Consider the following 14,686-nt stretch of genomic DNA (forward strand, 5'->3'; position numbering starts at 1 on the left):
TCCAGAAAGGCAACCGTCGATGACGCAGCGCGGCTTCTCCCATTTTTTACCGTTGGATATCACTCACCTTGGCTCTTGAAAAGCGACCGAACAGAACCGGCAAAACAAAGAGTGTCAGGAAAGTTGCAGTCACGAGACCACCAACAATCACGCTGGCCAGTGGCTTCTGGATTTCCGCTCCCACGCCCGTCGACAACAGCATCGGTATCAAGCCGAGCGCCGAGGTTATTGCTGTCATCAAGACAGGACGTAAACGGGAGACGGCACCTTCAAACACCGCGGTATCCACGTTCAACCCATCCTGTATTCGCTGATTGATGCTTTCGACCATAACGACCCCGTTAAGCACCGCCACACCAAACAGTGTGATAAATCCAACGGAACTGGGCACTGAAAGATACTGGCCGGAGACCCAGAGCGAAAAGACACCACCAATTACGGCAAGCGGCACGTTGACCAGAATCAACAGCGCTTGACCAACCGAACTGAAAGCGAAGTAGAGCAACAGCGCAATCAGCCCCAGAGATACAGGTACCACAATGGTCAATCGTTTCTGAGCTCGCTGCTGGTTTTCGAACTGACCACCAATATCCACCGAATAGCCGGGGGGAAGGTTCACTTCTGACGCGATGGTATCCTGAATATCGGCAACCACACTGCCCATGTCACGACCCTGCACATTGGACTGAATGACCACACGGCGCTGAACGTCGTCGCGGCGCACCTGGGGCGGGCCGGACTCAATAGACACATCGGCCACATCACCGAGTCTCACCCAGGCTCCGGAAGGCGCCTGCAACCTGAGATCAGCAATGGCATCCCGGTCTTCCCGGAAACGTTTGGCCAGGCGCACATAGATATCGTACCGCTCATTTCCGTTGATGATCTGGCCCGCGGCGGCACCACCCAGTCCGTCCCGGACGACACTCATCACATCAGACACGGCGAGTCCGTACCGGGAAAGTGCCTGACGGTCTGGCTGAACCACCAACTGCGCTTCACCGGCAATCTGCTCCATGGCCACGTCCCGGGTCCCCTGAACAGTTCGGACCGCCGCTTCGATCTGTTGGCCTTTCTCGGCCAGCACCTTGAGATCCGGGCCAAAGAGTTTGATGGCCAACTGCGCGCGGACACCAGACAACAATTCGTCAACCCGAGTTGCAATAGGCTGAGAAAAGTTAAACAGTAGCCCCGGGTGCTGTTCGAGCTTCGCCTCAAACAGGGCCTGCAATTCATAGCGATTACTGGCGCTGGTCCACTCGGCTGTTGGCTTGAGGCCAATGTAGATTTCGATGTTGTTGACGGGCTCCGGATCGCCGCCTATTTCCGGTCGGCCCGCCCGGGACAGGGCGTAGGTCACCTCTGGAAACTCCATCAGCATGGCCTCCAGTTTCGGCGCCACTTCAAGCGCCGTATCGAGGCTTGATGAAGGGGCCAGGGTCACCCGGAGGTTAATCGTGCCCTCTTCCAGTTCAGGCACGAACTCCGTGCCCAGTCGTGGAACAATCAGCGCCGCCAGTACAACAAGAACCGCCGCCGCGCCAACAACCACGCGGCTATGCTTCAGTGACCAGGCAAGCCCCATGCGATAGAGCTTTTCCAGGGGTTTTAGAATGAAGCTTTCCCGCTCCCGGATACCCTTACGGAACATGTATGATGCCAGCGCGGGTACAACCACCAGAGCGACGATCACCGCCGACACGATAGCCAGCATGATGCTGATTGCCATTGGCTGGAACAGCTTGGCTTCCACACCTTCGAAGCTGAACAGAGGCATGAAAACGACCAGGATAATCGCCGTCGCGAAAAAAATCGGCCGCGCCACTTCCCGGCCGGCTTCCTGGAGACGAAGGGCAATGCCATGATCATCGTGTGACGCGTCCAATGGATCGGGGTCATCTCCAGCCAACTCATCCCGATGGGCGTCATGCTCAGCATCAGGATGGGTCAGATGCTTGAACATGTTCTCAACCATAACAACAGAGCCATCCACCAGCATGCCGATTGCCACAGCAATGCCGCCCAGAGACATCAGGTTGGCCGAGAGACCGAACCAGGCCATGATCATCAGGGCAATCCCGATGGAAATCGGTATTGAAAGCAGCACGAGCGTTGTTGCCCGCAGATTCATCAGGAACAGGGCAAGCACGATCGCAATAAACACAAAAGCCAACAGAAGCGCATTGGTCACCGTCTCTACGGCCTTGGTCACCAGATCCGCCTGGTTGTAATAGGGCTCGAAACGAACCCCACTCGGAAGCGCCTGATTTATGCGATCAACGCGGGCCTCGATGCCGTCGATGGTCGCTTTTGTGTTGGCCCCCATTCGTTTGAGTACAATGCCGGAAACCACTTCACCCAGTTGTTCAACCTGACCGTCTTCACCCTTCCGGGTCATGGTCACCGCACCCTGACGAATCTCAGTGCCCAGCGTCACCTGAGCGACGTCGCTCACGGTCACCGTAATGCCATCACTGGTTTTCACGGGTACTTGTCGGATCTGCTCCAGGCCCTCCTCGCCACTGCCCAACCAGCCCATACCACGGATAACCAGTTGCTCCTGCCCGCGGCCCATGTACCAACCGCCGACATTGGAGTTGTTGTTCTCCAGAGCTTCCATGATGTCGTTCTGTGATAAGTCATAGGACAGCATCCGCGCCGGGTTCAGGTTGACCTGGTACTGGCGAACCTCTCCCCCAAACGACAGGATCTCCGTAACCCCTTCAGCAGGTATCAGCAACAGCTTGACCAGCCAGTCATGCAGGCTGCGTAGTTCCATTGCGTCGTACCCCGAATCCGGGTCCGCTATCAGCAGGTACTGGTAGACCTGGCCGAGACCGGACGTATTCGGGCCCATTTCAGGCACCCCGACGCCATCCGGAATCAGCTCCCGCGCGGCCTGTAACCGTTCGAACACCAACTGGCGCGCGAAATAGATATCCGTGCCCTCTTTAAAGACCACGGTGACACCAGACAACCCGGTTTTGGAGATGGACCGAACCTCCTCAACATCCGGCAACGCATACATCACCGCTTCAATGGGATAGGTGATCAGCTGCTCGACTTCCTCAGCCGCAAGTCCGGGCGCCTCTGTATTAACAGCGACCTGGACGTTTGTAACGTCAGGGAAAGCATCAAGATTCAGTTTTGGTATCTGAAACGCGGCCGTGGCGATAAGCACTGCAAGCGCAATAAGAACCAACAGGCGGTTCTGAACCGCCCTGTCGACTACTCGGTTGAACATAATGGCTCCCGGAATCAGTGGTTGTGCGGATCAAAGCCGCCTTTGGCAATCTCAGAGGCCACAAAAAATGCGCCCCGCAAAACGACTCGTTGGCCCGCAGCCAGGCCGGAAACCTCACGGAGCCCGCCAATTGAGCGGCCCAGTTCCACTTCCACGGGTTCATACTCGCCTTCGGCCTCTTCCACATAGACCGTCCAGTCGCCGTCCGCGCCACGCATCAATGCAGTCTCCGGCACGGCAAGCACCGGCTCGCTGGTCTTAAAACGAAAATACACATCTGCGAACATTCCTGGATGAAAACGATCTTCAGGATTGTCCAGCTCAAGCCTGACAATCCGCGTGCGGGTCACAGGATCAATGGTGTGGGCTTCCTGGGACACCGTTGCCACGCCCACACGACCCGCTGCCCTGACTTCGGCTTCCGCGCCCTTCTCTAGAACAATGTCGGAGCTTGCTGGCAGATGGGCTTCTACCCAAAGCTCACTCTCATCAGCAAGAGTCACCAGCGGCTGGCCAGCCTCAACTCTTTGTCCTTGCTCAAACTCATCGGTCAGTACTGCACCATCCACGCGAGCCCTGAGCATGTATTCACCGAGACTATCCACCCCGCTGGCCTTCAACGCACCAATGTCATCATCGTTCAGCCCGTAAGCAAGCAGAGTCGCCCTTGCTGCTTCAATGTTGGCTTTCGCTGTATTGAACCGCTGATCGCCAACCACGGAACGACCCAGCCCGCTGATTCGCTTCCATTCAGGAAAAGCTTTCCTGTAACCCGCCTGCGCCTGTGCCACCGTCTCACTGAACAGGGTTACCAGCGGCTGGCCCTTGGTTACGTGCTCACCCAGTTCCACGTGACGCCGCAGCACCACTGAGGCAACCCGGGGGGACACGTGATAGCTGGTATAGCCGTTGGTCAGCAGCTCACCGGGAGCGTAGATTTCATAGTCAACGTGCTTGCTTTCGAGGGTTGCTACTTCAATGCCGGCGAGCTCTTTCTGTTTGGCATTGATGCTTGCGGTGGCCGCTTCTTCATGGCCACCGTTCTCGTCTTCGTGGCCGTGCCCCCCTTCCTCTTCATGATCACCTTCCTCTTCATGATCACCTTCCTCCTCATGCTCACCTTCCTCCTCATGCTCACCTTCTTCACCATGATCTTCCTTATGCTCGCCCTCCTCACCGGTGACTTCCTGATGATCGTCGCCACTGGCAGCATGATCATGACCGACTTCCTGATGAGCATCTTCCTCTGCCTGTACAAAAGAAAGTGGGGCTGTAAGCAACGTCAATGCGAATACAGAAATCAGAGTTTTTTTCATAATGAATATCCAGTTTCCAGACTAGTATTGGAAGAGGGTGATCAGTTCGCCAGACTGGCTCAAGAGCTCAATCAGGCCCAACTGCGCCTGCTTTTCCAGTTCAATACCGGTTTTCAGGCTCTCCGCGCGCTGGCCCAGCGCCTGGAGATACTCAGAGGTGGAGAGGTCGCCGACCTGCCACTGCTTCTCAAGCAAATCGGCACTTCGCTGTACACGCCCCTGGGAGAGTTCTGTCCATCGGCTGAGTTGGGTGTCGTATTGCTTCCAGGCAGCTCGGGCGCCCGCCAGACCATACTGCTGCTTCCGATAAAGTGCCTGAAACCGAGCCTCGGCCTCTAATGATCGTCGGTTGGCAGCCTGGATTTCGGCACGGTAGTTATTACGGACATTCAGAGGGATCGAGAACGTCAGGCCAACCAGGTTCTCACCGCCATCACGCCCTCCGCTCAGCCCGACCGTGGGAGATGCCGCCGCTCTGCGACTGACCACCTCGGCTTCGCTCCGCAGCACCTGCCACCTCGCGCGGGCAGCAGAAATTGACGGATGATCCAGCAAATTGTCGTTATCGACCCTGGAAGCAAGAGCCGGCCAAATGTGCCCGGGGATCCCCCCATCCTGAGGCCGCCAATCCGGCAGAAGCTCTCTGACCCGGGCTTGCGCCTGATCAACCGCAGCCTTTGCCTGGGCGAGTTCACTGAGCTGCTGAGAAAGGCTTAAAAAAAGCAACTCTGCATCGGTACTCCCCAGGTCGCCCGCCTGCTGGCGTTGCTCAACCTGCTCCAGCAACGCATCCAGACGGTGTTGCTGGGATTCCGCAATTTCTTCGGCACGCGTCGCCGCGCGCCACTCGACAAGCGCAAACAGCGACTCGGACGTTTGTGCCAAAACCGCCTCGTTCAAATCAGCTTCAGCGGAAAGCCTGATCAGCTTTGCCTTGTCCTTTAGCGCACCCTGTTGATCAGACCAATCGATCGTTTGTGATAGCCCTGCCTCAAAGTTGTTTTCACTGCCCGTTCTGTCTGCTCCAACAGACAGCTCCGGGTTATACAGCGGTTGTTCGCTTGCCTCAGCATCCTGATTCCGGGCTGCCGCCTGCTCTGTCGCCGCCATGACATCCGGATGCTTGCTTATCTGGCCAGTGAGCCAATTTGTCCAATTCACAGTCTCCGCTTGACCGAACAGAGGAATAGACAATAGTACTGAACACAGCAACGCCCTGGGCGAGTGCTTGCTTGCCTTCATCGACTTTCTCCCGAAGGGGTTGTTAGCCACAATTCATGGGGGCGAGACGCCCATGACAAGGTAGGTAGAGGTGGAGATAGTAAGTGAAAAGGTTGAAATGAACTTGAATTTGGAAGGCATTAGCTCAGGGAACTTGAAAGTGCTCCTCAATAAGGGCGGGGAGAAGCGGCATCGCGACTCATGGCCACGATGCCGCCATCCAATCTAGGAAAAGCGCTGGTTTGATGCCGGTTGAAGTGCGCTCTCGTCGGTCGCACCATCGTCGATACGAACAGCCCGAACCAGGCGGGATACAAGCACCTTGCCGTCACCCGGGTGCCCTTCCTGGGTTCTGCCCGTTCTGACAATGAGTTCCACAACTTCACCAGCGACATCATCGGTCGCTACGTCTATTTCCAGCTTGACCATCTTCACTTTCTCCAGAGGCGACTCATCGCCGACCAGATGACCAAATTCGCTGAGAGACACGACAGCAATACTTGCCACCCCCTTAACTTTGGCCAGAGCATCAACCACATGCCCTGCCATCACTTCTCTGACATACGCTTTTATTTCATACATAAACCGTCTCCTGACTATCAGACTGAAACGTCACGACGTTCAGATGCAAACCACTGGTACACACTGGGCAACACCACCAGCGTCAGCAGCGTTGAAGTGATCAGACCGCCAACCACAACCGTTGCCAGTGGCCGTTGGACATTAGAGCCAATGCCATCGGCCAGCAGCAGGGGAATCAGCCCCAGAATAGCCACAGAGGCGGTCATCAGAACCGGCCGCAAACGGCGTTGAGCACCCAGCTTGACTGCTTCAATGACTTCGTAGCCTTCGTCCCGCAACTGGTTGATGTAACTCACCATCACCACGCCGTTAAGTACGGCCACACCAAACACCGCGATGAATCCCACGGCAGCGGGCACAGAGAGGTAAAGCCCCGTCACAAACAGCGCGACAATGCCACCGGTAATCGCAAAGGGCACATTCATGAAGATCAGCACCGCATAGCGCAGACTACTGAATGCCGAGAAAAGAAGCAGGAAAATAAGCGCCAGGGTAATGGGCACAACGATCGCAAGCCGAGCCATGGCCCTTTCCTGGTTCTCAAACTGACCGCCGAACTCCACGAAATACCCCGGCGGCATGACCACTTGCTCCTCGATCCGCTTGCGCAAATCCTGAACAACACCGCCCATATCGCGACCACGTACGTTCATCTGCACGTACTGTCGCCGACTGGCATTGGAGCGCGAAATTTTCTTGGGGCCAGCGTACATTTCAACATCGGCCACCCGTGAAAGCGGGATGAGCTCGCCACTATTACCCCGGAGGGGAAGCTTTCTGATTTCATCGATGGACCCGCGATAGGACTCTTGCAGCCGGGCGAAGATCTCAAATCGCCGGACACCGTCGAAGACCAGCCCCGCGCCTTTACCGCCAATCCCGGTTTCGACCGTACTCATCAGGTTATCAATGCTGATGCCAAACTGCGCCAGCACTTCACGGTCGGGGCGAATAACGATCTGTTTTTTACCTGCGCTCTGCTGAGCGCGCACATCCGTTGCCCCCGGCACATCATTCGCCAGGGCCGCCACTTCCTTGCCGATCCGGCCCAACTCGTCGAGGTCGTCGCCGAAAATGCTGGCAACCAGTTGCGCCTGAACGCCTGAGAGGAGTTCGTCGGTTCTGAGCTGAATCGGTTGTGACAGATTGTTGGCAAGCCCGGGAACCCGCTCATCCAAAGACTCCGCAATCCGGCTCTGAAGGTCCTCATAGCTCACATCTTCTCGCCACTGATCCAGAGGCTTCAGATTGACGAGCGTCGCGACAACGTTCACGGGTTCAGGATCACCGCCCACCTCGGCACGACCGATCCTGGCATAGGTGCCGGTGACCTCTGGAAATTCATCGACAACGGACTGAATCCGTTTGCCATACTTGATGGCGGATTCAAGACTGGCTCCAGGAGGCAGTGTCGAGCGAATCTGGAACGTGCCTTCCCTGAGCGTGGGCACGAACTCGCTCCCGAGATAGGGAAACAGCAGGAGACTGCCGGCAAAGGCAATGACGGCCACGCCCATTACAATTTTAGGGGCTTTGACGACAGTATTCACCACCGGCTTGTATAGCCGGTTCAGGAACAGAACCAGCTTCGGCTCTTTGTGTTGTCCACCCATCTTGAATGACAGCGAGGCCAGAACCGGCACCAACGTCAACGCGAGTAACAGCGCACCGATCAACGCAAAACTGATGGTGTAGGCCATGGGCGAAAACAGCTTGCCCTCAACGCCCTGCAGCGTAAACAGCGGCAGAAAAACGATAATAATGATGCCAATGGCAAACACAATCGGACGAGCCACTTCCCGGGCAGATTCACCTACAAGCCTCAGAACACTGACCTTTTCCTCTGATCGTTCTTCCAGATGTCGGAAGATGTTCTCTATCATCACAACGGCGCCGTCCACCATCATACCGATGCCGATAGCCAGCCCCCCCAGACTCATCAGATTGGCGGACAGGCCCGAAATCCGCATCGCAATGAATGCGAAAAGCACAGACAACGGCAAGGTCGCCACCACGATCAGTGTGGAACGTATATTTCCGAGGAACAGATAGAGGAACACCAGCACCAGAACCGAGCCCTCAAGTAATGCTTTCTCGACAGTGCCTATGGCCTTGCCCACCAACTCCGCCTGGGAGTAATAAGCCTCTATTTTCAGCCCTTCGGGAAGTGACTTGTTCAGATCATCGATTTTTGCGTTGACGTCCTCGAGTACCTGACTGGTGTTGGTTCCGATCAGCTTCATCACGTAGCCGCCCACGGACTCCTCGCCCGAGGACACCTCCGCGCCGCGGCGAATTGCCGGTCCAAGGCTAACCTCTGCCACATCCCTGACATAAATAGGAGACTCTCCCTCACTCTTGGACACAATGATGTTCTGGATGTCCTCGATGCCCTCGGTACCTGAATTAACCCAACCGTAGCCGCGAACTATATACTCTTCACCTCCTCGCGTAATGAAAGAGGCGCCGACGTTCCGATTATTCTGGGTGAGGGCGCCGCGAACGTCAGACACTGTCAGGTTCCTTGCCTGAAGCTTCTGCGCATCGATATTGACCTGATACTGTTTTACCTCGCCGCCGATGGACAGCACACCGGTTACACCCGGAACGGTTCTGAGCTGGGGCTTGACAATCCAGTCCTGGATCGTGCGGATTTCCTGCAGGCTGTATTGATCCTTATCCTCAGCTTCCAGGGAATACATCAGGATGCGCCCAAGACCGCTCGCTATGGGCCCGAGTTCCGGCTGCCCCATCCCTTCGGGAATCTGGCGCTTGGCCTCGGAAAGCCGTTCGTTTACCAGCCGCCTGGCGAAGTAGATATCGGTGCCATCTTCGAAATAGATGGTCACCCGCGACAACCCGAAAATCGACGTGCTCTGCACTTTTTCCAGCTTGGGAATTCCATACATGCTGATCTCAACGGGATAGGAAATCAGCGTTTCGATATCAACCGGCGACAGACCAGGACTGGTGGTAAACACCTGAACCATGGTCGGCGTCGCGTCCGGAAACGCATCCACCGGCAGTTTTTGAAATGAAAATACGCCGGCAACGATCACGGCGATAGCAAAAACAAGCGTCATCAGACGATTGTTCAGCGCATAATTCACAATTGCGTTGATCATGCTCCCCCCGGGGTTTAGTGTCCGTGAGCGGCGCTGCGGCCACTGGCGGTAATGGCCGACATCAGATCAAAAGCGCCTACTGAAACCACTTCCGTGTTTGCGCTAATGCCGGACTTGATCTCGATCCAGTCGTTTGCCTCCTTGCCAAGCGTGACGGGAACCGCCTTGTAAGCCCCTTTCTCATCGCCCGGAACAAACACAACGGAGTCATCGCCAATGGTTTGAACCGCATCATCCGGAACCAGCGGCAGTGAGGCCTCCGATTCCGTCATGATTCTGGCCGTGGCATAGGTATTCGGGCGAAGGTCGCCTCTGGGAGACTCCAGCACAACGCGAACCGGGATGGTGCGGGTCTTTTCATCGAGCATGCTCGACACCCAGGATACCTGCCCACTGTGAAACCGGTCAGAACTTGAATCCCTGGAGGAAATCTGAACCTCGTCTCCCGTTGAAATCTGGTCAATATCGGATTCGGACACCTGAAGAATGGCCCACAACACCGAGGCATCCGCCACGATGAAAGGCGTATCCGACGGACTCAGCGTTTGCCCCAGACGAACATGCATCTGCTCGACACGCCCCTCAATGGGTGAGCGGAGCGCGTATTGCGCCAGCCCCCCACTGTCACCTGACGACTCGCTGCCGTAAACCGCCAGTTGTTCCCGCACGGAATCGTACTCCGCTTTTGTTTCAAGAAAGGCAGCCTTGGCATCCAGGAACTCTTCTTCACTGGAAATACCCTGTCCCTGCAACTCCCTTTCACGATTGTAGTCAGACTCGGCCGCTTCTTTGCGGGCCTCCAGCGAGATTAACCGGGAGCGAATCCGGGCCAGCTCCACACTGTTCAGGGTTGCCAGTAACTGCCCCTTATTGACACGATCCCCCAGATCAACCGCCAACCCTGTCAGTTTTCCCTCCAGCAGCGGACCAACCTCGGCCACGCGGTCCGGCACATACTGAATCTCGGCAGGTGCCGTAACAATTGCGCCAGCGCGCCCCTTGGCAGCCGCCACAGTCTGAATCGACAGTAACTCTGTCTGCTCCGGCGTCAGATGGATCTGGCGGGACTGGTTTTCCTCTCCGGCATGCTCGGCTTCTTCATTTTCGTGCTGGTCACCCTCGGCTTCTCCGGCAGCGTATGCCTGCTGCAAGCTCAGAGCGCCGACAACTATTAACAGTATCTTCAGATTGCGAATCATTCATTCACCCTCAATATTTAGAGAACGGTACTAAGAGAACGGTCAATTTTGAGTTTCATACCCTCAGGAACCGGCTGACATCGACAGAGCACCTCCTGTGCTTATCTCCAGCGCCCGGACGGCATCGATATAATCATTCTGCGCCTGAACGTATTCCTGCCTTACCGACAGGAGATTGTCCTGTGCCGCCAGAACATCCGAGGCACCGACCTTGCCCGCCCGAAGTGCTTTCTGCATCAACTGTAATGTTTCCTCTGAACGCTCCAGGATCGACTCGTTCATCTGGCGCAGCCGAACGGCGGTGGATTCGTACCGGGCCACAGCCGACACAACCTGACGCTCTGTAGCCAGGCGCAAAGCCTCTGCCTCAAGCTCGGAGGTTTTCAGCCGCGCAGCAGCTTGTCTCTGCTCACCGGAATAATCATGAAAAACGGTCAAAGGCATCGACACCCCTGCACCGAAAAGGTTGGAGCCTTCCTCACGATCATAAAATCCGAAGACTTTCAGATTTGGAATCGTCAGGCTTTTCGCAACTTCAAGGCCAGATTCATCCGCTGCAATTCTGGCGGCCGCCGCTTTCAGGTCCGCTCTCTGACTCTGTGCCATCTCGACAAGCTGGCTGGTCGGAGGCAGGTCTTCGAGCGTCACATCAAGCTCGCCGGTCACCCCAACGGCATCGGAGGGGGACACCCCGAGCACTTCGGTAAGGTCAATTTTTGATTGCTCGAGCTTTTGTTCCGCCGAGGCTTTTTGATTCCGGGCCCTGGCAAGCCCAATGACTGCGGTATTGAGATCAATCCGGGTTTGTTTACCCTGTTTTACGGACATTTCAACCAGGTCTTTGGTGCGTTGCATAAGTTCAACGGCACGGGTTGCGGTTTCCAACTCTTTCTGAGCCAGCAGTATCCGGAAATAGGCGGCCCGCACCCGCGCCTTGGTGGCTACCTTCAGGTATTCAAGCTCCTGTTGCCGGGACGTGAGATTACTCCGGGCACGCGACTGCCCAAGGTCGCCGCGATTACCCATCCAGATCTCCTGAGTAACCCTCACCCCATATTCCAGGGACTCGTCGGCCTGATCCGGGGCCTGACGGGCCCCCAACTCAAACTCTGGATTGCTCGGCGCCCAGCGGCTGGCATGATCAAGCTGTCCCTGCTGTATCGAGACCGCGGCCCGCCTCAAAGCCAATACCGGGCTATTCTCGAAAGCCATCACCATGGCCTGGTTCAGGGAAACAGCCTGGCTGGATTTGGCCTGCTGATATTCTTTCAGCGACACACTCTCTTTTGCCTGGGCCGACACCATAGGAGAGACGGCCAAGGCTCCCGGAACTATCATCGCGCACAACAACAATCGTTTGTTCATTCAGTATCATCCTGGCTGTTTGACTGAGGTCAGTGAGTCAGCATTTTTGCGTGGGAATCTGGAACGACCTTACAGACAAACCTTTAATACAGTTTGAAATTCAGGCACCGGATAAGAAATGAGCTTTGGCGGCAGGGGGGGGCAGAGGTAAGGGCGAGGATGTCGAGTCACCGGGCGTCAAGGCAGGCGCACGATGGTGGGTTCTTGCATGATAAATAAAAACCGGCCCGTCATTTGGGCCGGCTTTTTATTCTGGATCTGAATTGCTTGTGATCACTTGGCCGATCAGAAACTCCTGCTCCAACCCAGCCAGAACTTCGGATCATCCGAGTTGACAGAGCCAAGCGCGTCGGTTGACTCAATGTCCGCGTACTCCACGTTAACACTGAAAGAACCGAAGTTTCCCGCATCCTTTGTAACGTTGGCGGCGACGTGTGAATAACTTGCCTCGCCGACAGAAGCCTTGCCGTCATCAGCGAAGTCGTAATAGCCAAGCGTCACACCGGCACTGTAGCTGTCCTCCAGAGGCACCTCAACAGAGGCGTAGTAATAGGCATCCCCCTGCACGAACACCCCATCACCACTGGTGTCGCTGTTGATCGTGTAGGCCAGGCCGATGGCCGCAATGCCATAACTGATCTCGCCGTACAGTTCGCCGAAGTCGATGGAGTCCGGCGCGTCAGGATACGCATAATAAATGTACCCAACGTCATAACCCAGTTCTTCCACAGAGCCGGAGAATCCGGCATAAAGATCAAGCTCATAGCTGGTGCCGTCACCAAAATCGACATTGGAACCCCAACCACCGGCGTAGAAGCCCGACGCATGCTCATAATCCAACCCTCCCTGGACAGCCGCAGCCCCGTCTGTCTGGGTGACGCCCCGGAACAGATAGTTGCTGCTGGCGCTCACATTTGAGCTGACGTCAGCGCTAACAATGGCGGGCGCAGCCTGAAGTGCTGCAAGCAAAGTGATACTGATAAATCCGGATTTGGTGAAAAACTGCTTCTTCATAATGGATACCTTCGGTTGGGTTTCATTGCTCCAAATATGATTTAGCAAAAGTCTTGCCACATCTTATTTATTCTTGTTTATCATTATTATAGAGACAAATCGGCACATTCTGAGCTTGCCCCCGAAAAACGACCCAACACCTAGCGCCCCAGAACCTGTCACCGGCCCGGACCAGTGCCCTGTTTTGATGCATTCTCTGTAACCATTCTGTAATCTTTGCCAAATAGACTTTAATAGCGCTTCAACACACACAAGCAAACCGAAAAAGGTGAGACAGATCATGAGCAAGAAATATTTGGGCTTGGCTTTGGCGATTTCTGCCGCTTCTGCTGCACAGGCCGGAAACGTTACGACCAGCGGCGAAGACCTTGTGATCGATACCGACAGCGGTATCAAAGTGAAAGTGTCGGATAACTCTGCGTCTTTTCAGCTCGGCGGGCGCATTCAGTGGGATTACGACGCCACGCAGTCTGACGACAACGGTGTTGACACTACCGATTTCGATGTGCGCCGGGCACGCCTCTACGCCAAGGGCCACTTTGGCGACTGGGCGTACAAGACCCAGTTCAACGTCGCTGAAAGTGATGGCGCCGACGGCGGTACTGCTGAAGACCTGTACATTCGTTACATGGGATTTGGCTCAGCTGCAACCGTGACTATCGGTAAACAGAAAGAGCCATTCGGCCTGGAAGAATTAACGAGTTCGAAAGACATCTCAGCGCTTGAGCGATCTGCCATGACCGAGCGTTATGCCCCCGGTCGCAGCGGTGGCATCCAGCTCAGCGGCAAGGGCAGCAACTGGACCTACGGTATCGGCTATTTCGAGGCAGACGGCGATGGCAGCGACGACTTCAATAACACGGCAGTAACCGCGCGGGGCACATTTGCACCCGTTCAAACGAATAATGCTGTTGTTCATCTTGGCGCGGGCTATACCACGCGTGACGCCGACGTTCAGGCCGATGAGGTCGATACGTTTAATCTGGAATTGGCCGGCGCTTCCGGGCCCTTCCATGCCCAGGCCGAATACTTCGATTCCGAAGAAGGTCAGGTGGATGTTGATGGTTATTACGTACAGCTTGGTTGGGTTGTCACCGGCGAAAGCCGTCCTTACAAGGCTGGGGCGTTCAAGCGAGTGAAACCGTCATCGCCCAAAGGAGCCTGGGAAGTTGTTGCCCGCTTTGAGGATGGTGACGGAAAATACAGTGATGTGGGGCTGGCCACGACCGACGGTGAGCAAACAACACTGGGCGTTAACTATTACGCCAACAAGAATGTTCGACTTGGAATGAGCTACATGGATGGCGAAGAAGCCAATGGCGCTAGCGGAGATGAAGTGCGTGCGAGGTTACAATATGCATTTTGACCGCATGGCGGGTTCTTGAATAAGCTTACCACTTGATTAGGGCACTGGTACGGGAAACATTGCGATCAAAAAACAATCGGAAAATTCAGTTAGAGTTCAGTTTAGCTTGATATAGTTCTTGCGAGTTAACGAAGTACTCAGGTTTTTAGGGCAGATATTCATCTGCCCATTTTTTTGTCTGCCCCGCTCTGAATAGAGCTCATCTGAAGTTTCTGGGTACATAGCTATCTGGCAATAATCAATTCCTGAAAAAG

The 14,686-nt window shown here is 55.4% G+C and carries 9 protein-coding genes; 1 reads left to right on the forward strand and 8 read right to left on the reverse strand.

Going from position 1 to position 14,686, the window contains the following annotated elements:
* Positions 1-46 precede the first annotated feature (46 nt).
* From DYI22_RS09905 to DYI22_RS09940, 8 genes are all read right to left on the reverse strand, one after another.
* Positions 47-3,244 (reverse strand): efflux RND transporter permease subunit, encoded by a 3,198-nt coding sequence (locus tag DYI22_RS09905; protein WP_213477901.1) that lies wholly within the window; start codon positions 3,242-3,244, stop codon positions 47-49.
* A gap of 14 nt (positions 3,245-3,258) precedes the next feature.
* Positions 3,259-4,560 carry an efflux RND transporter periplasmic adaptor subunit gene (locus DYI22_RS09910; protein ID WP_213477902.1) on the reverse strand — a complete coding sequence of 434 codons (1,302 nt, stop codon included), beginning with the start codon at positions 4,558-4,560 and terminating at the stop codon, positions 3,259-3,261.
* A gap of 21 nt (positions 4,561-4,581) precedes the next feature.
* Positions 4,582-5,802 carry a TolC family protein gene (locus tag DYI22_RS09915; protein ID WP_213477903.1) on the reverse strand — a complete coding sequence of 407 codons (1,221 nt, stop codon included), beginning with the start codon at positions 5,800-5,802 and terminating at the stop codon, positions 4,582-4,584.
* Positions 5,803-6,006: 204 nt separating this feature from the next.
* Positions 6,007-6,363 carry a P-II family nitrogen regulator gene (locus DYI22_RS09920; RefSeq protein ID WP_213477904.1) on the reverse strand — a complete coding sequence of 119 codons (357 nt, stop codon included), beginning with the start codon at positions 6,361-6,363 and terminating at the stop codon, positions 6,007-6,009.
* A gap of 17 nt (positions 6,364-6,380) precedes the next feature.
* Positions 6,381-9,488: an efflux RND transporter permease subunit gene (locus tag DYI22_RS09925; protein WP_213477905.1), complete on the reverse strand. Its 3,108-nt coding sequence runs from the start codon at positions 9,486-9,488 to the stop codon at positions 6,381-6,383.
* Positions 9,489-9,502: 14 nt separating this feature from the next.
* A complete protein-coding gene (locus tag DYI22_RS09930; RefSeq protein WP_036208657.1) occupies positions 9,503-10,687 on the reverse strand; it encodes an efflux RND transporter periplasmic adaptor subunit in 1,185 nt (394 codons plus the stop codon).
* Between the two features lie 63 nt (positions 10,688-10,750).
* Positions 10,751-12,052 carry a TolC family protein gene (locus DYI22_RS09935; RefSeq protein WP_199456063.1) on the reverse strand — a complete coding sequence of 434 codons (1,302 nt, stop codon included), beginning with the start codon at positions 12,050-12,052 and terminating at the stop codon, positions 10,751-10,753.
* A 285-nt stretch (positions 12,053-12,337) separates the two neighbouring features.
* Complete coding sequence (locus DYI22_RS09940; protein ID WP_213477906.1) at positions 12,338-13,066, reverse strand: TorF family putative porin; 729 nt, start codon at positions 13,064-13,066, stop codon at positions 12,338-12,340.
* A gap of 280 nt (positions 13,067-13,346) precedes the next feature.
* Here DYI22_RS09940 and DYI22_RS09945 point away from each other — a divergent pair, with 280 nt between their 5' ends.
* Positions 13,347-14,432 carry an OprO/OprP family phosphate-selective porin gene (locus DYI22_RS09945; RefSeq protein WP_213477907.1) on the forward strand — a complete coding sequence of 362 codons (1,086 nt, stop codon included), beginning with the start codon at positions 13,347-13,349 and terminating at the stop codon, positions 14,430-14,432.
* The last annotated feature ends 254 nt before the right edge of the window (positions 14,433-14,686 follow it).

The sequence above is a fragment of the Marinobacter lipolyticus genome, assembly GCF_018424605.1.
Taxonomy (GTDB): Bacteria; Pseudomonadota; Gammaproteobacteria; order Pseudomonadales; family Oleiphilaceae; genus Marinobacter; species Marinobacter lipolyticus_B.